The sequence below is a fragment of the Nostoc sp. TCL240-02 genome (genome assembly GCF_013343235.1).
Taxonomy (GTDB): Bacteria; Cyanobacteriota; Cyanobacteriia; order Cyanobacteriales; family Nostocaceae; genus Nostoc.
On record NZ_CP040094.1, the window covers coordinates 5,902,078 to 5,923,418 of the forward strand.

A 21,341-nucleotide genomic window follows, 5' to 3' on the forward strand; every position below is an offset into this window, starting at 1 on the left:
TTACCTCCGCTCAGAATTTTTATAAAGATAGAAAGTAGTAAAAAGATTTTTGGATCTTTTTTTGAACTCTTCACCAACAGGGTTGTACAGATTTACGCCCCTACGCCGATTCATTTGTTGCAAATATTTTTCTAAAATGTAAGTAAAAAGCGTAATTCCGCCTTTAGGGAAAAAATATTAACCTTTGTCAAAAATAGATCCTTACGAATTAAAAAATACTATGGCAGGTGCTTTAACAATTCAGCTGCCGAATGTTGCTAGTGCGATCGCTCTTGCAGGAGATGGAGAAGAAAATCTCAAATCCCTATCTCGGCAAACAGGAGCCACTTTAGTGCTACGTGGGCAAGAATTATTGATTTCTGGTACCCAAGGGCAAATCGATCTGGCTTCTCGATTAGTGCGATCGCTTGAAGACCTCTGGATTAAAGGCAATATCATCACCAATGCCGATATTTTAACAGCCCGTCAAGCCATAGATAGCGATCGGCAAGAGGAATTGCAAGATTTACAGCGAAATGTCCTTGCCAAAAGTCGCCGGGGCGAAGAAGTCCGTGCCAAAACCTTCCGTCAGCGTCAATATATTGACGCACTCCGTAAGCGCGATCTCACTTTTGGGATTGGGCCTGCTGGTACTGGCAAGACTTATCTCGCCGTTGTTGTTGCCGTACAAGCACTCCTTGCCAACCAGGTTGAAAAGCTAATTTTAACTCGCCCTGCCGTCGAAGCTGGTGAAAAACTCGGTTTTTTGCCTGGAGACTTGCAGCAAAAAGTTAATCCCTATCTTCGCCCCCTTTATGATGCTATTTATGAATTCATCGACCCAGAAAAAGTACCCAGTTTAATGGAACGCGGTGTGATTGAAGTAGCACCACTCGCCTATATGCGGGGACGCACACTGAATAACGCTTTTATCATTGTCGATGAAGCTCAAAATACTACACCCGCTCAGATGAAAATGGTTTTGACTCGTTTGGGTTTTCGTTCGCGGATGGTGATTACAGGCGACATGACACAAACTGATTTACCACTTCACCAACAATCGGGTTTAGGAGTGGCTTTACAAATTTTAAAACACGTTGAAGGCATTGCTTTTTGCGAATTTACTCAAAAAGATGTCGTGCGTCATCCTTTAGTTCAGCGTATTGTCGCTGCTTATGAACAATACGAAAAATAAGAATTGGGAATTGGAAATTGGGAATTGGGAATCACAAATAATAAAGGATAATAATTTATGAGTACTACTTTGAAAGAATTTTTAGAAGCTTGTGAGACTCTAGGAACTTTGCGTTTAATTGTTACTAGTAGCGCGGCTGTATTAGAAGCACGTGGCAAGATCGAAAAGCTATTTTATGCAGAATTACCAAAGGGTAAGTATGCAAATATGCACACAGAAGGCTTTGAGTTTCATTTGAATATGGACAAAATTATTCAGGTTAAATTTGAAACTGGTGAAGCTAAAAGAGGTAATTTTACAACCTATGCCATTAGGTTTTTAGATGATAAACATGAGTCTGCTTTAAGCCTATTTTTACAATGGGGTAAACCGGGAGAATATGAACCAGGCCAGGTGGAAGCTTGGGAAACTCTAAAAGAGAAGTATGGGGAAGTTTGGGAACCCTTACCAGCAGAAATTTAATACATACAGCTAAACTGACAGGGGTGGAGGAAATCTGATATCTGTACTGAACTGCTGCACATTCACGCTGTGATGAATCGGTAAAACATATTCTAAATTTTCATGAGGTCGAGGAATAATATGAGAAGAAAGCACCTCGCCACCGTTAACCCGCAGCACCGCCTTTACTCCTACTGTCACCGCCACATTCACCTCGCCAATAACCCCTCGAATTAATACGGTAATTCGTCCTAAATCAGTATTTTCATAACCAACAAGGGTGATATGAGCAGCTTTACACATGGCATCTCCAACTTCCACTGCTGTGGGAACGCCATAAACTTCAATCATGCCTAGTGCCAATGTCATGCTGTCACCATAATTTAGGATTGTAGAGTTAGATATTTTTAACTATATCCGGCTAATTGTGATGGTAAATTAGTTACTAAACGATATTCTGTGAGTTAATAGCTAGCAGGATAATACGCAATATATTTAGTGTATCATTATCCCATATTTGAAGTAAATTAACGCAAATAAAGTGAACTATAGAAAGAAAAATAAAGCTCTGTGATTATCTTTTAGTAAGTGCTTGAGTGCTAAAGCACTTACTAATTTTTTTTGATTTTTTACACAAAATTACTTGATTTTTAATCGATAAATAATAAATGTTAAATACAAAATTGCGAATGCTTAAAATAAAGGTAATTTGGAGTTTTTGCTTGCTGCTTTCATTCCTCCTGTGGAGTGGTGAAGCTCTTGCAGGAGAATTGTCTGAACGGTTAGCAAATTTTCCCCAGTGGGAAAAATTAACTTCAGTGCAACCGGCTTCAGGTGATTTGGTTTACCCAAAATGGATGGCTGGTTCTTGGCAAGTTACGAGTACTTTAGTAGATTTAGCCGCACCTTTAGCACCAAATATAGTAACTCCAGGCTTTGAAGGTAATCGCCGACAATTAAATCAGCCTGTGAGTTTTGTAGTAAGATTTGTGGAGGATCAACCACATCTAGCTAGGTTAAAAATATTCCCTCAGATAGATAAAAAATCCCCAAGTTTAGTAGCAGATAGAGCGTTTAATAGTTTGAATTTGGCACGGGCTTATTTAGGGAATGAAGCAGTGTTATCAGTCAAAGTAGATCCAGATTCACCTAATCGTCAGATTACATTCTTGCGTAGCAGCCGCCAATTAGTCTCCATTGTGACTGCACGGGCTACAGAAACTATCCCTGATGGCAAATTTATCACTACAGAAGTGTTTCAACAATTATTTAAAGGCGGTTCGCGCCCCTATTTAAACTCCGTAGAATCTACCACCGCTTATCATAAACTCCTAACAGCGAATCCGGCGATTGAGGCAGATCAAGTTACTGCTGTCTATCTTTCACCCCAAGATCCAGATTACTTTAAAGCTGGTTCTCGGCCAGTTGCTCTCTATCGCTATCACCTAGAATTTGTCCCAACACAAATGCTTACTACTCCAAAGGAGTGATTTAAATCTATAGCCCTTGACTACTTTGTAATACGTTTGTAATATATAGATTCCAAGTTTACGATCGCGCTCTTGGACGGTGTGCATCATGGCCAAATTTCAAGATATTGTCAATTACTTTCGCTCTGACTGGAAACTGAGTGTTTTCAGTATTACAGCATCTAGCATTTACGAAGTTATTGATTTAGTTGTACCTTACGCGATTGGGCAGATTTTAAACGTTTTGTCTGCTCAACCTTTAGATAAACCACTTCAAAGTGCGATCGCAACTTTTTCGGACATCACTAATTACCCTATTAATAAAACCCTATCTTTGGGTGTATTACTGGGTTTAGTTTTCATTGTCACCGTAGTTAAAGCTCCAACCCAACCTTGGTTAACCCATTGGTTTCACTGGGATATATCTTTAAGGTTGCGTCGCCAGAAAGCCCAAACAGCCGTAGAAAAAATTCTCACTCTTCCACTAGAATTTTATGATGAAAATAACCCCGGACGAATTGCTGGAAGAATAGCAAGAGGTATTTCTAACCACACTTTTACTTACCCTGAAGTTGCCGGACAGTTAATTCCTAAACTAGTTCGGGTATTGGGAATTTTCTTGTTTATCTTGGTGATTGAGTGGCGAATTGCGATTTTATATTTGATTTCCTTTGTCGTTATTCTTGGCTTTAGCTTGAAGGATTTAAAGCACCTAATTTGGCATGAAACTATTCTGGATAAATATTCAGAAGATACGGAAAGTCGTAATTCCGAACTGATCACCAACATCAAAACGGTAAAAGCATTTGCTACTGAAGCTCATGAACTAAAGCGGCAAAAACAACGTTTGGATCGTGAGCTAATGGTGGTTGAGTATCGCGTTCACAAAGGTTATGTGAAACTAGCTACTTGGCAAAGGACTGTAATTCAGTTTTGCGTTTTTACTATCCTGGGTTTGACTTTAGCGGCAACAGTAGACGGTAGAATTTCTCTTGGTCACTTTGTCATGACATTAACTCTTTCTAGCATGGCTTATGCTGAATTAGAACCTATTAGCACATTGGGAGAACTTTTTGCCCGTCGTTATTCTTCTATGCTGCGGTTTCACGAATTTCTCCAAGAGCCAATTCCATCTGATTCAGCTAGTCTTTTAGAAGAGAGCAACCAGACAGAATCACCCTATAAATTTACTGGGAAAGTTGAGTTGTCCCACGTCAGTTTTGGATATGATGCCAACCGTCAAGTTTTGCAAGATATTAACTTGTTGATTGAGCCATACCAAACAGTGGCATTAGTGGGGCGTTCCGGTTCTGGTAAGTCTACTTTGGTGAAGTTGCTGTTACGATATTTTGAACCTCAATCAGGTCAAATTCTGATTGATGGTCAAGATATCTGCACTTTGAATGTGGGTAAGTATAGACGAAGGCTAGCGATCGTTCACCAAGAAGTAGACGTTTTCAACGGTACTATCTTGGATAACCTCACCTATGGTAGGCGGGATGCCAGTTTAGAGCAGGTTAAGGAAGCCTGTAGAATTGCCAGAGTCGATGAAGTAGTGCAGCAGTTACCCAAAGGTTATTACACTGTGGTGGGGGAACGAGGTGTCAGGTTATCTGGGGGACAAAGACAACGCTTAGGAATTGCCAGGGCGTTGTTAGTGCAACCAGACGTACTGATTTTTGACGAAGCCACCTCTAGTTTAGATTATGAGTCTGAGCGTTCAATTCAGCTAGCGATGCGATCGATTCAGGGTACTTGCACCACTATTGTGATTGCTCACCGTTTAAGTACAGTGCGGGAAGCAGATAAAATTGTAGTTCTGGAGCAAGGAAAGATTGTAGAAGTAGGTAGCCATGATGAACTGTTGCGTCACGAGGGCATTTATCGCCGCTTACACTCCCTGCAAGAAACAGGAGAACTTCTAAGTTAGGGAACATAGACATTTGGGATTTTGGATTGATCCCATAAATTAATTCCCCTAATTAAATCGGCCTTATTGACAATACAATAGGGTTGATTTTTTTAATTGTCCCCAACGGTATTTTGTACAAGAATAGAAATTCTGAACCACCAGTCATAATGTATACAATATGTGATAATAGATTTCAGATAAAAATCATAGTCTACTGAACTCTGTCCGCTTCAGTAATGTAAGAAGTGAGGCTTGCAATTTACGTATGTTAAGTATATAAACTGAATCTTGCTATTGCCATTTTTATATGGGGATGAAAGCGCTGATTACATTTGCTAGATATCTATGCAATAAGTCTTATTAATTATTTAATTAAATTATATTATTTGTGAATATAACTAAAATTACTCCTGGACAAACACTTACTTTTACACAAAAAGTTGGCTTAGATTTAGTTGCTGTTTTGGGTGGCGGACGAGATGTTGTCTTGGCGATTGATTTAACAGAAAGTGTAGGCTATAAATGATGAAGGTCGTATCCGCTTACGTCAGATCATTCAAGATAGCCTTAAGCCTGGAGATACTGTCTACATTATTCCTTTTGCTCAAGATGTAGTTTTAAGTGAAGTTAAATCGGGTGTAAATTCGTTGGGAACACCCATCTACTTTATTAGTAATAATCAAGAAAATATTGACAAAATCTTAGCAAGAATACCTTCGCCAAATTCAAAATATTATGGTACAGATATTCAGCAAGCTGAATTTACCATTTATCAAGGTCTAGCTCAGATTAATCAAAATCGTCTACAAGAAAACCAATCTATAAAACCACAATCAGTAGTTTGGGTTACAGATGCGCCCTTATTTACCGAACCAGGAATTACATCGCAAATTTGGATAGAAACACCTGCTAGCAGTCCTTTTAGGATAGTAAATTCTCCAGAAAGTCAACAGCGACAAGCTTGGATTAAAGATTTGCTAATTCAGAAGCGATCGCTATCAATTAAGACGCAAAATAATCAAGAGTATAAACTTACAGTAGTCGATATTGCTCCTACAGTCCAGGAATTTTGTACACCAGCGCCAGGTAATCAAGAAACTTGTTTAGTCACACCTTATTTAATTAGAAAATTATGGTTGCCTTGATTAACTTCAATATTAATCCTAATAAGTCTATTTTTAGCTGCACTAAAATTATATCGTCTCCGAAAAAAATGGGAACTTATAGTTGATTTTGAAGTAACCACAAAACCAGAAGACCAAAAATGCAGCTTGCCAAATAATAAACGAATTACAATTGGTGAATATGACTCTACTTGTGTAGATTCTATTGATTGCCCAGGTGTAGAAATAAGAGGATACTTAGAACGTAAAGATGAGAAGCTTTATTTAGTCCCAACTAATTTAATACCAATTTTTTACAACGATCAAGAAATTACGTCACGGAAACTTATAGATAAATCTAAATTTCGGCTAAATTGTCCAGATTATCGCAAGCGCGACTACGAGATTATTATTAAACTCAAAAAATAATATTATTTAGGTACATAGAATGAATCAATCAACTACAAATGAACTTCAATATCGAGGAATCAACCGCACAATTTGTATAGGTTTAGGCGGTACTGGACGCGATGTTTTAATGCGAATCCGGCGGTTAATTGTTGACCGTTATGGAGATTTAAGTAATCTCCCAATTGTGAGTTTTGTTCATATTGACACAGATAAAGCTGCAACCCAAGTCACCGGTATTCATTTAGTTAAACTGCGGCAATTTGTCAAGGAAGTTGATGAATTTCCAGAAGATAGTGCTAATTATCCATACAAAGCAGCAGTAGTTGGAACTCCTACAAGTACTGATCCTGTAGCTAAAGAGGGAATTATCAATCGTTTTCGTAGAAAGATGAATGAGCGGTTTAAAAGTTATCAAATTCAAAGTAGAGATATAGGAAATAGAAAAGCTATTCTTGGTGAGATAGTTGTTGATTTTCCTGTAGAATCTATAGTGACTACAACGAAGATTTAAATATTTGGCCTGCTTTCACAGATTTAATGTCTAATGCTTTCATGATCTTGTTACTATTATTATTAATAGCTACCACAAAATATACAATACCACAAAATATACAATATCGCAAATATATAATCCACGTACGCCACCAATTTTGCTGATTAAAGATGAAAATTCGAGGTTTGATCCAGGTAGCGCAGTAATTCCAACAACAATGTTAGATTACATCAAAAATAAACTTGTACCTGATATAGAGAAAAATACAAAATCTTACAACATTAACAGCGTTGAAATTATTGGACACACTGACGAGCAACCTATTGGTATTATCAGCAGCAATTTAGACTCTAATTTAGAGCTAGCTGCTAGTCAAGGTGGTTCAGTTAGTACACTTAAGGCTGGTTCTAACGCTGATTTAGGATTGATGCGTTCCCTTGTAGTAGTTAAAGAACTGCTGAAAATCCAGCAACAAAATAAGATGCCAGGAATTCAATTTCGCGTTTATTCTGCGGCACAATTAATATTACCAACTGGTGAATTTGCTCCTATTCCCTAAGACAAGCGTCACCCAGAATCGGAGCGGCGACGCATTGAAATTCGTTTTACCCGCTTGGGTGAAGTGCGAGAAGTAAAGTAAATAATCCATTCACCACTACGAGAAGACTAATTCAAGAATCGAAGTCTTCCAATAAGAAAAAACTAAGATTTACTCTTATCGGCTTCTTTCTGCGCCGCTTCACTGTATTTCTTATATAGTTGAGTCCGAATTTTAGCTTCCTGATAACGGCTGTGTTTTTGTGGTACTGTACTCATTAAATCTGAAGCCCGTTGCCACTTAGCAGCGATTTCTAACCACTGAGTTGAGGTTGTGGCTGTTTTACCAGATGTAGAAGCAAGATTTGCAATTCGCACGGATGTTGCAAATGGGTCATTAGATTGCTCATCAAAGGTTTTGTTAGGAATACGAGATGGTATTGGGGCTTTATTATCGTTAGTATTTGTAGTTAAAGATTTGGAAGTTTCTGGTTGCATTAAGTTTTTCAGTTTATTACCTAACTGGGCATAAACAACCCAACTAAGCAACAACAGGGAGCATAAACTAACTGCTGCTAATATCTTTTTTTTAGGTTTACTTTGGTGTTTTTCTTTGTTAATAAGTAGTACCAAAGGACGAGAAACTTGAGTTTTAGGGAAACTTGGTTTTCCTAGTTCAGCTTGAGCTTCTGTCAAATCTTTAATGAGTTGCTTTATAACATTAGGTTGAATTAATGCAATTTCCTGTGACCAAAGCAATTGGTTGTCGCGATCGCTATCTATTTCTTTTAACCACAGTAATTGTTGTTCCCGAACAATCCGACTGTTGATATTGACTCGGCGAATGTGACGCGGAGCAATGGACTCAAGAATTTGCTGGATTTGTTCTACGAGGGCAGATTGCTCAAGTTGTTCTATCCTAGCCGCCTCGCAGAGAAGTTGTAAGACACCATCAGAAAATATGGCTCTAGTTCTGACACCAGACTTAGCTAGTTTCTCGTTCAATAGCTGAATAATTGCAGCAACGCTACCTTGTTGAGCTTGCCAACCGATATCGTTTATCCGATCTACCATCTGAGGTTTGGTGATAACTCTTCCACCCTGACTGATTAACGTATTCATTAATTTAGGGATTCTTTTCTACTGACCTTGATCTTGTCTTCGATTTTACGAGTAAAAAGATAAGTTGCCAAATAAAATCATAAAAGTCGAGCCTCCCTTCTCGGTTCGGTAAAGATGCTCAATCGCGCTCAGTTAATTTGACACTCCCACGCCTTAAAAGTGTAGGATTCTGGAACTGAAACTGCGCTTTCAGGTTAACGCCGATGCTGGCGGACGAGCTACCTGTTTGACATAGTACATTATCATGTCTTTTAGCGATCGCGTGAACTCAAGTTAAGTTAGCCAAATAGTATCAGGGTCAACACCAAGCGATGTCTAACGACAAGCCGCTTCTCTACGAGAGGCTACGCCAACGCGTCTACGTAACTGTTCCTTCAACCTTTCCACTTGGGACTGTGCTTATTCCCTGGCTAATTTTTCCTGTTTTAGCGCCTCTGCCAATTTCTCTGGAATCAGCAACTTTTCACCAGTATCTTCTCGATAAAAACCAATCAGTTGCCCCTCTATTTGCAAACGCAGCTGCAAAGGTTACTTCTAAAGTTGCTACTAAAGCACATAAATGAACATAACTTTCTGCCAAAGGTTCACTATCCGAGCTTGGGTAAAAAACTTCTGTTGATTGAGAACTGGGTAAAAGGCTAATCATAATTAGCCACCTGATTGAGAATATGGGTGGATGACTATATTATCTCAGAGACTTTCGCTGATATTTCTGAAACTGTCATCCCGTCAGATATTGTTCACAGGCTAAACAAAATAGCTATATCAGGATAAATTTGTGAGTCATTCTCGCTTTTTTTGCCTTTTTATCAGAATGGCAAGACTATTTAGTATAGCGATCGCTACATTAGAAGATATATATAAATAAAAATCATTGTTGATTTTTATTCGTTCGCAGTTCACACAAAACCATGAGTGCAAGTACCATTATTTCCGACAATCCCCTACTTCAAGGCGTTGGTTTACCTCCCTTTGCAGAGATTAAACCAGAACGAGTAGTACCAGCCTTCAATCAGTTGTTGGCAGAACTTGACCAGCAGCTTGCCACCTTAGAAGCTAGTGTAAAGCCTACTTGGAGTGGTTTAGTAGAACCCTTAGAAAAGCTGACTGAACGGCTTACCTGGAGTTGGGGGGTGGTAAATCATTTAATGGGTGTTAAAAATAGCCCGGAACTGCGCGAAGCTCATGAAATCGTACAGCCACTAGTCGTGCAATTTATCAATAAGCTCGGTCAAAGTCAACCTATCTACAATGCTTTTAAAGCACTCCGTACCAGTGACAATTGGGCAACTTTAAAATTAGCCCAACAGCGCATTGTAGAAGCCGCCATTCGAGATGCAGAACTTTCTGGTGTTGGCTTAGAAGGAGAGGTCAGAGAGCGTTTCAACGCCATACAGATGGAGTTAGCAGAACTTTCTACCAAATTTTCTAACCATGTACTTGATGCCACGAAAGCCTTTAGCTTAACCCTGACAACACAAGCGGAAATTGAAGGTTTACCACCAAGCTTAGTGAGTTTAGCAGCCCAAGCTGCTCGTGCAGAGGGAGAAAGCAACGCCACACCAGAAAATGGCCCCTGGCGGATTACTTTAGACTTCCCCAGCTATGGCCCTTTCATGCAGCACAGCACCCGGCGAGATTTGCGTGAAAAGCTCTACAAAGCTCATATCACCCGCGCTTCTGCTGGCGATTTGGATAACAACCCCTTAATTGAGCGCATTTTGAAGTTGCGCCAAGAACTCGCAGATATATTAGGCTTTAAAAGTTTTGCCCAATTGAGTCTGGCTAGTAAAATGGCTCCTAATGTTGAGGCAGTCAACGCCCTTTTAGAAGAATTACGCCACGCTAGTTATGATGCTGCTGTCAAAGACTTGGTAGAACTCAAAGCTTTTGCCGCAGCACTCTTAGCAGCAGAAGCTCAAGATTTAAAACACTGGGATATCAGCTTTTGGGCAGAACGCCAACGAGAAGCAAAATTTGCCTTTACTGCTGAAGAATTGCGTCCCTACTTTCCGCTTCCCCAAGTTTTAGACGGCTTATTTGGACTAGTCAAGCGGCTGTTTGGTGTTACTGTCACTTCTGCCGATGGTCAAGCCCCAGTCTGGCATGAGGATGTGCGTTATTTCCAAATTGCTGACGAAACTGGTTCTCCTATAGCCTACTTCTACTTAGATCCTTACAGCCGTCCAGCAGAAAAACGCGGTGGTGCTTGGATGGATGTGTGCATCAATCGGGGCAAAATCACTGAAAATGGTGTCACTGCCATCCGTTTACCAGTAGCTTATTTAGTGTGTAATCAAAGTCCTCCTGTAGATGGTAAACCTAGTTTGATGACCTTCTATGAAGTAGAGACTTTATTCCACGAGTTTGGTCATGGATTGCACCATCTGCTTACTAAGGTTGATTATCCCGGAGCTGCAGGCATCAATAATGTGGAGTGGGATGCAGTGGAACTACCTAGTCAGTTTATGGAAAACTGGTGCTATGAGCGACCCACTTTGTTTGGTATGGCAAAGCATTATGAAACTGGCGAAGCCCTACCGGAGCATTATTATCAAAAGCTGCTAGCGGCGCGTAATTATATGAGTGGTACTGCTATGTTGCGGCAGATTCACCTAAGCAGTCTTGATTTAGAACTACACTACCGCTATCACCCTGGTAGTAATGAAACTCCGTCAGATGTGCGTCATCGGATAGCCAAGACTACTACTGTTTTACAGCCACTTCCAGAAGATGCAATTTTATGTGCTTTTGGACATATTTTTGAGGGTGGTTATGCGGCGGGTTACTACAGTTATAAGTGGGCTGAGGTACTGAGTGCTGATGCTTTTGCCGCTTTTGAAGAAGCTGGTCTAGAAGATGAAGAGGCTATAAAAGCTACAGGTCGGCGTTATCGAGATACGGTACTTGCACTTGGTGGTGGTCAGCATCCAATGGAGGTGTTTAAAACTTTCCGGGGTCGTGAACCAAGTACGATCGCTTTACTCAGGCACAATGGTTTAGTCAGTGCTGCTGTAAACTAAACAATACCACTGTAGGGAGGTTGTAATGCAACCTCCCTACTCGCGTCAAATCTTTGTTATCTAGCATTTAGCGATCGCAAAGCTCGTTATTCTGATGTCAGTAGATTTTACCTCAAGTCATGCCCTGTCGAAGTGACAGGGAATGACTTAAACTTTAGACATGAGAAACCTTGATATTTCTGCATGTGCCAACACAGCAGATGGTTCGCGCTGGAGAGCATTATAATACTTTCTCTCGAAGGTATTGCCTGTCTCTAACGGTACAATCAGCGTGCGGACATCAGCAATCAACTTTTCAAAATTGTCCATTGATATCGGTTCATCAGCTTCGAGCATTTCATCAACTTGCACAACCACCTCAGAAATGCGATGTAGCCAGGCAAATTGTTCATGAGCGATAACTAACTGAAGTAATTCTCCGCTTGATACTCGTCCACTAACCTGTTCATAGGCAATGCGTTCTGTTTCCAACAACATCTTATGAAGGTGGAGTAATTTATTTCGTAAATCACGCAGATATTGATGTTGGCGTATTCTTTGTGAAAGTGTGTTAGAAGTCAATGTTAATCATCCTCTCGTTACAATAGTCTTCAATGGCTTAAATAATTGCTGCGTCAGTATCGATCGCGAATAAACTGTAGCGAACAACTGGCTTGTTGAGTGATACCGTAGCGATGCGTAGACGCTTGCCGCTCCAACTTTCTCTTCACGACACTCTATCTAGTAACATTCCCATAGGCTTACAGGCTCGACACTCAACATACATCGCCACTTTTACAGCGTCTTATGCAAACAGCACCATTAACCATCTGCCCAATCTCAGTTCATGTATTCGGTTTCCTTGTTAAGAGCGTGAAAATCAACATATCTTTTTATAACAGTTGCATCTTATATTGGATTAATCATATATTAGCATAAACTTATAAGAAGTAGATAGTTATAGAACCTAGCGAGAAAATGTCAATTATGGGAAAACAGCCTTAATGTCCCTAGCATACGTAATTCTAGGTCTTCTTCAGCAGCAAGAAATGACGGGCTACGACCTCAAAACGAGCTGCTTTGATCAATGTATTGCCCATTTGTGGCCAGCAGACCAGGCACAAATTTACAGAACTCTCGATAAGCTAGTTGAGCAAGGCTGCATTACCTGTACGATTGAGATTCAGCACGATCGCCCCAATCGCAAAGTTTACACTGTGACGGAGCTAGGGAAAGCCGAATTTGCCCAATGGCTTGGGACTCATCAGCCGTTACCAACTGTACGAGAAGCAATGCTAGTCCAATTGCATTTTGCAGGTCAGTTGTCGAATGAAGCAATCATTCACCTGCTGGAGCAACAATTGGCGGCTCGAAGCAAAAAGCTTGCTGAATGCGAAATAATTGATTTGCCATCACTTGGTGATGAGTCTGCCAACCGTGAGCAGGTAATGCAAAGGCTGGTGCTGGAGTTGTTAATCAGAAGAGAACAGACTTATATTAATTGGTTGAACACAGCGATTAATGTTATCGCTCACCAAAAGCCATATTCATCGCATTACCAAATTTTATAAATGCCAACAATAGCAATAAATCCTTATCTTGATCGCAATTTTGCTCCAATCCGTGAAGAAATCACCACCGACAAATTACCAGTTATCGGTGAATTACCCCTTGATTTATCGGGGATGCTTGTACGGAATGGCCCTAACCCTCAATGGACACCCATCGGTCAATATCACTGGTTTGATGGTGATGGAATGTTACATGGTGTCCAAATTAGCAACGGCGTAGCCACTTATCGTAACCGCTACGTCCAGACATCTGGATGGAAAAAAGAACGAGAAGCGGGTAAGGCTTTGTGGAGTGGGCTTTTAGAACCACCGCGAATCGATAATCCCCACGGCCCCCGCAAAAATACTGCCAATACTGCCTTAGTATGGCACGCGGGTCAGATGTTGGCGCTGAATGAGGGAGGTAAACCTCACGCCATCAAGCTTCCTGAATTAGAAACCATTGGGGAGTATAGCTACAATGGGAAGCTAATTTCTGCTTTCACAGCTCATCCCAAGGTAGATCCGGTGACAGGTGAAATGATCTTCTTTGGCTATTCTTTGTTTACGCCACCATACCTGCAATATAGTGTTGTTTCAGCACAAGGTGAACTGTTGCGGACAGTGCCAATTGACCTGTCCATAGGAGTGATGATGCACGATTTCGCCATCACTGAAAACTACACAATTTTTATGGATTTGCCGTTGACTTTTAGCGCCGAGCGATCGCAACGAGGAGAACCTGTGATGATGTTTGAGCGCGATCGCCCCAGTCGTTTTGGCATTTTACCACGTCATGGTGATAACAGTAATATCCGATGGTTTGAGAGCCCCTCTTGCTACGTCTTCCATACCCTCAATGCTTACGAAGATAGAAATGAAGTAGTGCTTATCGCCTGTCGTATGAGTTCTACTACTGTGTTGAGTTTAAATGAGTCTCAACCCGACCCAGAAGGAGATATCCCGCGTTTGTATCGCTGGCGATTTAACCTCAGCACGGGGACAGTGCGTGAGGAGATGTTAGACGATGTAACTTCAGAATTTCCCCGCATCAACGAAAATCTATTGGGGCGGCAAACCCGATATGGCTACACTAACAAAATGTCTAATAGTCCCGTACCATTATTTGAAGGTATAATTAAGTACGATTTTAGCAGTGGAAAGTCACAAACCCACAAATTCGGACAGGGACGCTATGGTAGTGAAGCTGTATTTGCGCCGCGTCCTAGTGCAATTGCTGAGGATGATGGCTGGCTTGTAACTTTCGTTCATGATGAGAATTCAAACACTTCAGAATTAGTAGTGGTGAATGCCCAAAATATGACGACTGAACCTGTAGCGCGGGTGATAATTCCTCAACGAGTGCCTTATGGATTTCATGGTACTTGGGTTGCACAGTAATAGCTAAATGGGCGGTTGAACAAGAGGCAAGGGGGCAGGGAGAAGTGAGAAGGGAGAAGGAAGACAAGGGAGAGGGGGGAGACAAGGGCTGACAGGTGTAGGTATTTAACAAATGTGGCTGAAATAGGGTTTTTCCGTTGGTTGAGAACTCAAATGTTAATTTCTGATTTCCCACCCAAGAACGAAATTTCGTTATTTGAACCACGTTTAGAACTCTGTTTGAGAGTGCCCACTCATGCACAAATAAAAAACCTACACCTGTCAGGGAGACAAGGGAGAGGGGGGAGACAAAGAAGGGACTTGTTTATAATTCTCCCTTATTCCTCTTGTCCTCCTTGTCCTTCTGCCCCCTGCTGCCTGCCCCCATTTCCTAACTCAAATTATTTTTCCCTATAACCTCCAGCGTAATCAATTACGCAGATTGTTCTATATGATTTGTGAGTTCCATAAGCAACGCCAGACACTTTAAAAGCGCCGTTAAATATATTTTTTCTATGGCCGCGATCGCGCACGCCATCATCAATAATTAATTGCATGACGATATCTTGAGCAGTGTTTGGGCCATAACTAATATTTTCGCCAGCCGTTGTTTGCCATGCACCATAGCGGTTGATGCGAGTAAAAGGGTTGCTACCATCGCTACCATCATGACCTGTAACACCTTTTGGCCCTTGGTCTTTAACATGGTCTTTTGCTCCTAAAGACATACCTTTAGAGGCACTCAACGCTCCTACAGGACGTGCAGATTTCAAAAATGCGATCGCTTCATCGACTGCTTTGACTCCTTCTTGAGTTCGCAAATAGGTATTATTAGAAATTTTGACTCGGTTCCCTTCAAAGCGCTTCCTATAGTTTTCCAAAATCGGTAGATATGATTTGGGATTTGTTCGTACCTTATTTGTTTCAATAATTACCTGTTGTTCCAACGGTGAAAGATAACTCGCCCTTGCTAATAATGTTGGGCTGGTTGGTTGAACTACGGCTGGATTTGAGTTTGCCACAGATGGGCTAGATTGAAATAGTTGATTTGAGCAACCCAATATCAGGGTAACTGGCAAAAGTACCCAAAGTTTAATGCGATGCATTCATTACCTCACAATTTTTTTATGGATTAATTTAGTGAATTAGGAGAAATAATAATTTTCAACACACAGAGAAGTTTGTAGACGCTTCTTTATTCTAAATTTTAGAAACGGCTTGTTGTCAGACATCAGAATTTCTATCAGTTGCCTAATAAGAACGAAAATGAGTTTATCAAGAGTTATAGATAACTCTGCGATCGTCTTTGTTCCTTGAGTGTTAAAAAAGGATTACTTAATACCTGTTGTAACCTAGTTAACACTCAAACGTAAACTACAAAAAAATATTTTTACTTTATTACGGCTGCTTTGAAGTAAATTAATTCAGAATATTGGCTAGTAGAAAATATAACGCAAATCAAAAATTTGCATATTTGCGTTTGGCAGAAAAACGCAGAGTTGATATTGTGTCCGCTCAAATAAGTGTTCTTTCGATCGCTTTTTCTCAGTGTAGGGAAACAAGCCCGAAAAAACCTTGCGATGGCGCAAGCGCCCGCCGTAGGTGATCGCTAATTTCACTCGTAATTAACTAATGACGTGTGATTTACCGGATTATTACACTTTTAGAAACCAACGTTGCCGATACATTAGAACACCAACACCCCACCACAACAACACGGTGACTATGGCAAACAACAGGGAACCATTCAGAACTCCCGCCCAAGATGCGAAAAAATTCTGGTAAATCCAATTGTAGGTACTGGGAGCGTCTTTGCTAGTGCCAATAGTGGTTTTCACTAAGATTTTAATCAACAAAACAGATGGAACGAAAAGTGCGATCGCATTTAAGCCCATAATTTCAAAAGGTTTACTCCAGCGACGATTCAGCCGGACTTCGATGAGTTCATAACAAGCTGCTAGCAAAATTAATGCCCAACCGCTAGTAAAGACTACATAAGAACTTGTCCACAGCTTTTTATTAATGGGAAATGTCCACCCCCACGCCCAACCGATAATTAAACAACCAACTCCAAATAATCCTAACCCGATACTTGTGCGTGATTGTACAGGTTGGCTGCGTATCCATTGACCAGTGAAGTAGCCAGCGAGGACGCTTACTATCGCGGGAATAGTACTGAACAGTCCCTCTGGATCTCCCATAAATTTGAAACCATCACCTTTATATAAATGTGCTTTGGGAATAATCATCCGGTCAATATAAGCGCCCAAATTACCTTCTCGTGTTAGAACTCCCGCGCCATAATCTGGTACTGGTAGATACATCATCGTTAACCAGTAGCCAATAAGTATCACTCCTGCAAGTATCCATTGACCTTTGCGCGGAAGGTTGAGAACTATCAAGGAAGCCAGCAGATAGGTAATGCTGATGCGCTGCAATACTCCCATAATGCGGATGCTACTCAAATCAAAAGTCCAAACACCTTGATTCCAAAAGCCATTTAGTAGCAATCCCAAGGCAAACAGAATAGCGGCGCGGCGTAAGATGCGCCAGTAAATAGCTGAGGTTGGTTTGTTGTCTTCGGTGTATTTTGACAGCGAGAAAGTCATCGCTACACCAACAATGAAGAGAAAGAAAGGGAATACCAAATCAGTTGGCGTGCAACCGTTCCAATCAGCGTGGGCTAAGGGAGGATATACATCATCTGCGACTCCCGCCATATTGACGAGAATCATAGCAGCGATCGTAATGCCGCGAAAAACATCCAGTGAAGTCAGGCGCATAAAGAGAATTTTTTCTTTGATGAGTATCTAAGCTACCCCGCCTGATGCAGCTAATCAAGAAAAATTTATATACTCAGATACAAGGTAAAATTTTGTTAAGTAATTACCACCACTTGTTATGCCAGTCAAAGTTGGAGATACTGCTCCTAATTTCACTCTACCTGCTCAAAACGGTTCAACAGTGAGCCTCCAAGATTTTCGCGGCACAAAAGCTGTTGTCCTATATTTTTATCCCAAGGATGACACACCAGGATGTACGGCTGAATCCTGTGCTTTTCGCGATCAATATGAAGTGTTTAAAAGTGCTGGTGCTGAAGTTGTCGGCGTGAGTGCAGACTCTAGCGAATCTCACCAAAAATTTGCTGCAAAATATAATCTACCTTTCACCCTCTTAACTGACAAAGGCGACCAAGTACGGAAGCTATATGGCGCAACAGCAGCCTTTGGCTTATTCCCTGGTCGCGTTACTTACGTCATTGACCAACAAGGAGTTGTGCAATACGTCTTTGATTCAATGTTGAACTTTAAAGGTCATGTTGAAGAAGCGCTGAAAACTTTGCAACAGATTGCGAAATGAGGGAATTGGGAATTGGGCACTTGTACTGAGCGAAGCCGAAGTATTGGGAATTGGGCATTGGGAAAAGGCTTACTGCAACTTCTCTAATCTCCAATCTCCCTTATCCCCCCATTTCCCATTCTCCATTACCCATTCCCCATTTCCTATTTAGAATGCAACTTTTCCGGCATGACAATATTATTGTGGCTTGACTTGCCATTCTTGCCGTTAGTATGACCGTTACCATTGCGGGGATGAATCACACCATAACCGCCGTGGTTGCGTTCGTAAATTACATTAATCTCTCCAGTTTCAGAATTGCGGAACATATAAAAGTCGTGTCCCACGAGTTGCAGTTGTTCCAGGGCTTCTGCAAGGGTCATCGGTGGCATGGAAAAGTATTTGGTGCGGACGACTTCGTTGGGCAATTCGGGAGTGCGATCGCCAATTAAATCTGGGACTACCGACTCTGCAACAACTACTTCTGTTGGTTGGGAGTGAGTTTTCTGATCTTGACGGCGTTCTTTATATTTCCGCAGTTGACGGGCAATTTTATCTGCAACTAAGTCAATGCTGGCATATAGATTTTCGCTACTTTCCTCGGCACGGATAACGCTACCATTAGCGTAAATAGTTACTTCAGCTGCTTGTCTAGTATTAATTCGAGGATTACGGGCTACGCTAAGATGCACATCCACTTCATTTGTGATGCTCTGAAAGTGACTAGCTGCTTTTTCAATCTTTTGATGTACATATTCCCGAATCGCATCGGTAATTTCAATATTTTTGCTGTGGATGACAAGCTTCATGTAAACTCTCCCACTAAATATTTGATGTGTGAATTTGCTTTGTATGAAAAGAAATTGCGGTAAGGTCTATTACTCCCGCCAAAACAAATTGTGAACTGTTTCTATCTACTGCTGGTAAGCTATCTTTAAGCTTACTGCATCTAAGTTTTTGCTCATTATACCCTTCATTTTCCTCCTCATCTCTGCGCTGATATCCAATTGGATTTCCACATAGAACTTTTTGGTAAGGAAATTTAAGCGGTAGCTCTCGTAACTGTCTTCTCTATTAAAACAACGCTTACAGAACTGTTGATAGTTGCTCCTTCTGTGTCCGGTTGAGGTTTACTCTCTGTTGATCGATAACACGAGTATTTGTAGAAGTTGATCCTTGTTTATATTTCAAACAAGATTATTAGAGTCATCAGCCAGTGCATCGTTCTTAATTGTCTTGGCATGATGCTTATTGCAGAGAATTCCTCCTAAAACCTATTGAGGTTGTATATTCAAACTAGCACTTTGTATTTTCTAATGCATGTTCCCTTGACTTTCCTTTAAAATCCTTTGCAAATCTTGACACTTTTGGACTTCAATCCTGCAAATCGCAATATATTTTATTCCTAATACCAGTTGATTTTTGGCATGATCCGTAGTAGAAAACCACACAACAACCTTTGTTTGCTGTATAACCAAGGATTAATGCCTTACTTAGATGCTCATGGATGGCAGCGATCGCTCCTCACTGAACGCATCCATGACCCTAGTCTAGATGATGTGTTAATTTTGCTAGAACATCCACCTGTCTACACTTTGGGGCAAGGAAGCAACTCAGACTTTATCAAATTTGATATTGACCCTTCTCTACGAGACGCTGCGCGAACGGCTCCGCTCAGGGTAAATAGTGAATATGATGTGCATCGAGTTGAAAGAGGCGGCGAAGTTACTTACCATTGTCCCGGTCAATTAGTCGGGTATCCAATTTTAAATCTGCAACGTTATCGTAAAGACCTGCATTGGTACTTACGTCAACTCGAAGAGGTCATAATTCGCGTATTAGCAGTTTATGGGTTGCAGGGAGAAAGAATTCCCGCTTTTACTGGTGTTTGGTTACAAGGGCGAAAAGTTGCGGCTATTGGGATTAAAGTCAGCCGTTGGATTACTATGCACGGCTTTGCATTAAATGTTTGTCCAGATATGAAAGGCTTTGAGCGCATTGTACCCTGTGGTATTTCTGATAAACCTGTAGGCAGTTTAGCCGAGTGGATTCCAGGTATTACTTGCCAAGAAGTCCGTTTTTATATGGCACAGTGCTTTGCTGAAGTATTTGGAGTGGAAGTAATCGAATCACAGCCTCAAGACTTTTTCCGGTCTGAGTAAATTTAGTCTGTATTTATCTAACAAATACTATAGCAGCCCTATGGAAATTATGAGACACTAATGAGAGTAGCCTATATCTAAATAGTATCAAAATAACTATTTAACTACGGTTGTCAAACCTAAAATCTGATTATTTACAAGTTTCTATACTAAATTTTTACGGCTGTCAAGCACAACTTTGCGCGTGAATTACTCAAATAATTGCCAGGTATATACCCCATCGTTAACGTCTCTGAGAGAACGTGATTTGACAGCTTTGATAGAACTATTTGATAGAGACGATGGTGATGAAATTGAAGCCGATATCAGTGCTAGTTTGTTTTGGCTGATACCTGAGCCTTGTTGGGAAGATGATCCCTTTGATTTCTTGCGCGAGTATCTTTAAGACGCGATGAATCGCGTCTGTACAAGAGTTAGGAGTGCAGAGTTGATTTTTAGTAGGAAAATTATTAGTTCAAAGGAAGTCTTTAAATTACGAATTACGAATTACTTGAAGACGACTGAGAAAAATACGCAAGCGATCGCTTTGAGGATTGGTCAGTACTTCATAAGCTGAACCTTTTTCTGCCACAATACCTTTGTCTAAAAATATTACCTGATGGGCTACTTCTTTTGCAAATTGCATTTCATGAGTGACAACCACCATTGTCATTCCCTCTGCTGCCAATTGTTGCATCACTTGCAAAACTTCGCCGACGAGTTCGGGATCTAGGGCGCTGGTGGGTTCGTCAAATAGCATGATTTGGGGATTCATACATAAGCTACGGGCGATCGCTACTCGTTGCTTTTGTCCGCCAGAAAGTTGTTCGGGATAAGCAGATGCTTTGTCATGTAAGCCAACTTTCTCTAAATACAATCTCGCTAGTTGGGCGCTTTCCTTGGGTGTTTTACCCAGAACTTTACGCGGTGCAAGTGTCATATTTTCCAGGACGCTGAGATGAGGAAACAGGTTGAACTGTTGAAAAACCATACCTACTTGTGTCCGTAGTTGGCGCAGTTGATTATAGTTGACAGTGGGCCGGGATAAGTTGATACCGTTGATTATTAAACACCCGTTGTCAATGGTTTCTAAGCGATTAAAGCAACGTAGTAGGGTACTTTTACCACAGCCGGAGGAACCGATAACTGCAACAACTTCTCCCCGGTTGATTTCGCCAGTGATTCCTTTGAGGACTTTTAGGGAACCAAAGTTTTTTTCGATATTGTCAAAAATAATTGCGGGGATGGTATTGTTCATTACTTGTGT

Annotated in this window: 23 protein-coding genes and 1 pseudogene; 15 read left to right on the forward strand and 9 right to left on the reverse strand. The window is 40.9% G+C overall.

What is annotated here, in order from left to right:
• Nucleotides 1–220 precede the first annotated feature (220 nt).
• The gene (locus FBB35_RS25180; RefSeq protein ID WP_174713761.1) at nucleotides 221–1,174 is read left to right on the forward strand and encodes a PhoH family protein; all 954 of its coding nucleotides are present in this window, start codon (nucleotides 221–223) and stop codon (nucleotides 1,172–1,174) included.
• 57 nt (nucleotides 1,175–1,231) lie between these two features.
• On the forward strand, nucleotides 1,232–1,636 hold the full coding sequence (locus FBB35_RS25185; RefSeq protein WP_174711905.1) for a ChuX/HutX family heme-like substrate-binding protein: 405 nt from the start codon (nucleotides 1,232–1,234) through the stop codon (nucleotides 1,634–1,636).
• A gap of 9 nt (nucleotides 1,637–1,645) precedes the next feature.
• Here the strand turns inward: FBB35_RS25185 and FBB35_RS25190 are convergent, their stop codons facing one another.
• A complete protein-coding gene (locus FBB35_RS25190) occupies nucleotides 1,646–1,984 on the reverse strand; it encodes a carbon dioxide-concentrating mechanism protein CcmK (protein ID WP_174711906.1) in 339 nt (112 codons plus the stop codon).
• Between the two features lie 320 nt (nucleotides 1,985–2,304).
• Here FBB35_RS25190 and FBB35_RS25195 point away from each other — a divergent pair, with 320 nt between their 5' ends.
• The 7 genes and pseudogenes from FBB35_RS25195 to FBB35_RS35110 all read left to right on the forward strand — a co-directional run bounded on the left by FBB35_RS25195 (nucleotide 2,305) and on the right by FBB35_RS35110 (nucleotide 7,562).
• Nucleotides 2,305–3,105: a DUF6816 family protein gene (locus FBB35_RS25195; protein ID WP_174713762.1), complete on the forward strand. Its 801-nt coding sequence runs from the start codon at nucleotides 2,305–2,307 to the stop codon at nucleotides 3,103–3,105.
• A gap of 88 nt (nucleotides 3,106–3,193) precedes the next feature.
• A complete protein-coding gene (locus FBB35_RS25200; RefSeq protein WP_174711907.1) occupies nucleotides 3,194–5,014 on the forward strand; it encodes an ABC transporter ATP-binding protein in 1,821 nt (606 codons plus the stop codon).
• A gap of 370 nt (nucleotides 5,015–5,384) precedes the next feature.
• Nucleotides 5,385–5,522, forward strand: a complete 138-nt coding sequence (locus FBB35_RS35895; protein WP_368041800.1) for a hypothetical protein — start codon at nucleotides 5,385–5,387, stop codon at nucleotides 5,520–5,522.
• Between the two features lie 121 nt (nucleotides 5,523–5,643).
• On the forward strand, nucleotides 5,644–6,141 hold the full coding sequence (locus FBB35_RS35900) for a hypothetical protein (RefSeq protein ID WP_368041801.1): 498 nt from the start codon (nucleotides 5,644–5,646) through the stop codon (nucleotides 6,139–6,141).
• A 126-nt stretch (nucleotides 6,142–6,267) separates the two neighbouring features.
• Entirely contained in the window at nucleotides 6,268–6,528 is a 261-nt protein-coding gene (locus FBB35_RS35905; RefSeq protein ID WP_368041802.1) for a hypothetical protein, read from the forward strand.
• A gap of 19 nt (nucleotides 6,529–6,547) precedes the next feature.
• A pseudogene (locus tag FBB35_RS25210) lies at nucleotides 6,548–6,748 on the forward strand (tubulin-like doman-containing protein); the annotation flags it as partial.
• A gap of 472 nt (nucleotides 6,749–7,220) precedes the next feature.
• Nucleotides 7,221–7,562 carry a hypothetical protein gene (locus FBB35_RS35110; protein ID WP_254625690.1) on the forward strand — a complete coding sequence of 114 codons (342 nt, stop codon included), beginning with the start codon at nucleotides 7,221–7,223 and terminating at the stop codon, nucleotides 7,560–7,562.
• A 143-nt stretch (nucleotides 7,563–7,705) separates the two neighbouring features.
• On the opposite strand, the gene FBB35_RS25220 is transcribed toward FBB35_RS35110, so the two are convergent.
• Both FBB35_RS25220 and FBB35_RS35590 read right to left on the reverse strand, forming a co-directional pair.
• Complete coding sequence (locus tag FBB35_RS25220; RefSeq protein ID WP_174711908.1) at nucleotides 7,706–8,662, reverse strand: hypothetical protein; 957 nt, start codon at nucleotides 8,660–8,662, stop codon at nucleotides 7,706–7,708.
• A 399-nt stretch (nucleotides 8,663–9,061) separates the two neighbouring features.
• Nucleotides 9,062–9,187, reverse strand: coding sequence for a hypothetical protein (locus FBB35_RS35590; RefSeq protein ID WP_302480931.1), 126 nt, complete (start codon nucleotides 9,185–9,187; stop codon nucleotides 9,062–9,064).
• Nucleotides 9,188–9,573: 386 nt separating this feature from the next.
• Between FBB35_RS35590 and FBB35_RS25230 the strand changes: the two genes are divergently transcribed.
• Entirely contained in the window at nucleotides 9,574–11,685 is a 2,112-nt protein-coding gene (locus FBB35_RS25230) for a M3 family metallopeptidase (RefSeq protein WP_174711909.1), read from the forward strand.
• A 147-nt stretch (nucleotides 11,686–11,832) separates the two neighbouring features.
• On the opposite strand, the gene FBB35_RS25235 is transcribed toward FBB35_RS25230, so the two are convergent.
• Nucleotides 11,833–12,246: a hypothetical protein gene (locus FBB35_RS25235; RefSeq protein ID WP_174711910.1), complete on the reverse strand. Its 414-nt coding sequence runs from the start codon at nucleotides 12,244–12,246 to the stop codon at nucleotides 11,833–11,835.
• A 422-nt stretch (nucleotides 12,247–12,668) separates the two neighbouring features.
• On the opposite strand from FBB35_RS25235, the gene FBB35_RS25240 reads away from it, so the two are divergent.
• Both FBB35_RS25240 and FBB35_RS25245 read left to right on the forward strand, forming a co-directional pair.
• Nucleotides 12,669–13,235, forward strand: coding sequence for a PadR family transcriptional regulator (locus FBB35_RS25240; protein WP_174711911.1), 567 nt, complete (start codon nucleotides 12,669–12,671; stop codon nucleotides 13,233–13,235).
• The gene (locus FBB35_RS25245; RefSeq protein ID WP_174711912.1) at nucleotides 13,236–14,615 is read left to right on the forward strand and encodes a carotenoid oxygenase family protein; all 1,380 of its coding nucleotides are present in this window, start codon (nucleotides 13,236–13,238) and stop codon (nucleotides 14,613–14,615) included. It abuts the gene before it with no gap.
• A gap of 380 nt (nucleotides 14,616–14,995) precedes the next feature.
• Here FBB35_RS25245 and FBB35_RS25250 read toward each other — a convergent pair whose 3' ends face one another.
• The 3 genes from FBB35_RS25250 to FBB35_RS25260 form a co-directional block, all read right to left on the reverse strand.
• Nucleotides 14,996–15,700 (reverse strand): CAP domain-containing protein, encoded by a 705-nt coding sequence (locus FBB35_RS25250; protein ID WP_174711913.1) that lies wholly within the window; start codon nucleotides 15,698–15,700, stop codon nucleotides 14,996–14,998.
• Nucleotides 15,701–16,030: 330 nt separating this feature from the next.
• A complete protein-coding gene (locus FBB35_RS25255) occupies nucleotides 16,031–16,213 on the reverse strand; it encodes a hypothetical protein (RefSeq protein ID WP_174711914.1) in 183 nt (60 codons plus the stop codon).
• A gap of 36 nt (nucleotides 16,214–16,249) precedes the next feature.
• Nucleotides 16,250–17,377, reverse strand: a complete 1,128-nt coding sequence (locus FBB35_RS25260) for an acyltransferase family protein (protein WP_174711915.1) — start codon at nucleotides 17,375–17,377, stop codon at nucleotides 16,250–16,252.
• A 118-nt stretch (nucleotides 17,378–17,495) separates the two neighbouring features.
• Here FBB35_RS25260 and FBB35_RS25265 point away from each other — a divergent pair, with 118 nt between their 5' ends.
• Complete coding sequence (locus FBB35_RS25265) at nucleotides 17,496–17,954, forward strand: peroxiredoxin (RefSeq protein WP_174711916.1); 459 nt, start codon at nucleotides 17,496–17,498, stop codon at nucleotides 17,952–17,954.
• A 143-nt stretch (nucleotides 17,955–18,097) separates the two neighbouring features.
• Here the strand turns inward: FBB35_RS25265 and raiA are convergent, their stop codons facing one another.
• The gene (gene raiA / locus FBB35_RS25270) at nucleotides 18,098–18,742 is read right to left on the reverse strand and encodes a ribosome-associated translation inhibitor RaiA (protein ID WP_174711917.1); all 645 of its coding nucleotides are present in this window, start codon (nucleotides 18,740–18,742) and stop codon (nucleotides 18,098–18,100) included.
• Between the two features lie 618 nt (nucleotides 18,743–19,360).
• Between raiA and lipB the strand changes: the two genes are divergently transcribed.
• Together lipB and FBB35_RS25280 are read left to right on the forward strand one after the other, a co-directional pair.
• Nucleotides 19,361–20,095, forward strand: coding sequence for a lipoyl(octanoyl) transferase LipB (gene lipB / locus FBB35_RS25275; protein ID WP_174711918.1), 735 nt, complete (start codon nucleotides 19,361–19,363; stop codon nucleotides 20,093–20,095).
• Between the two features lie 184 nt (nucleotides 20,096–20,279).
• A complete protein-coding gene (locus tag FBB35_RS25280) occupies nucleotides 20,280–20,480 on the forward strand; it encodes a hypothetical protein (RefSeq protein ID WP_163927364.1) in 201 nt (66 codons plus the stop codon).
• 87 nt (nucleotides 20,481–20,567) lie between these two features.
• Here FBB35_RS25280 and FBB35_RS25285 read toward each other — a convergent pair whose 3' ends face one another.
• Nucleotides 20,568–21,332 carry an amino acid ABC transporter ATP-binding protein gene (locus tag FBB35_RS25285; RefSeq protein WP_174711919.1) on the reverse strand — a complete coding sequence of 255 codons (765 nt, stop codon included), beginning with the start codon at nucleotides 21,330–21,332 and terminating at the stop codon, nucleotides 20,568–20,570.
• Nucleotides 21,333–21,341: the final 9 nt, after the last annotated feature.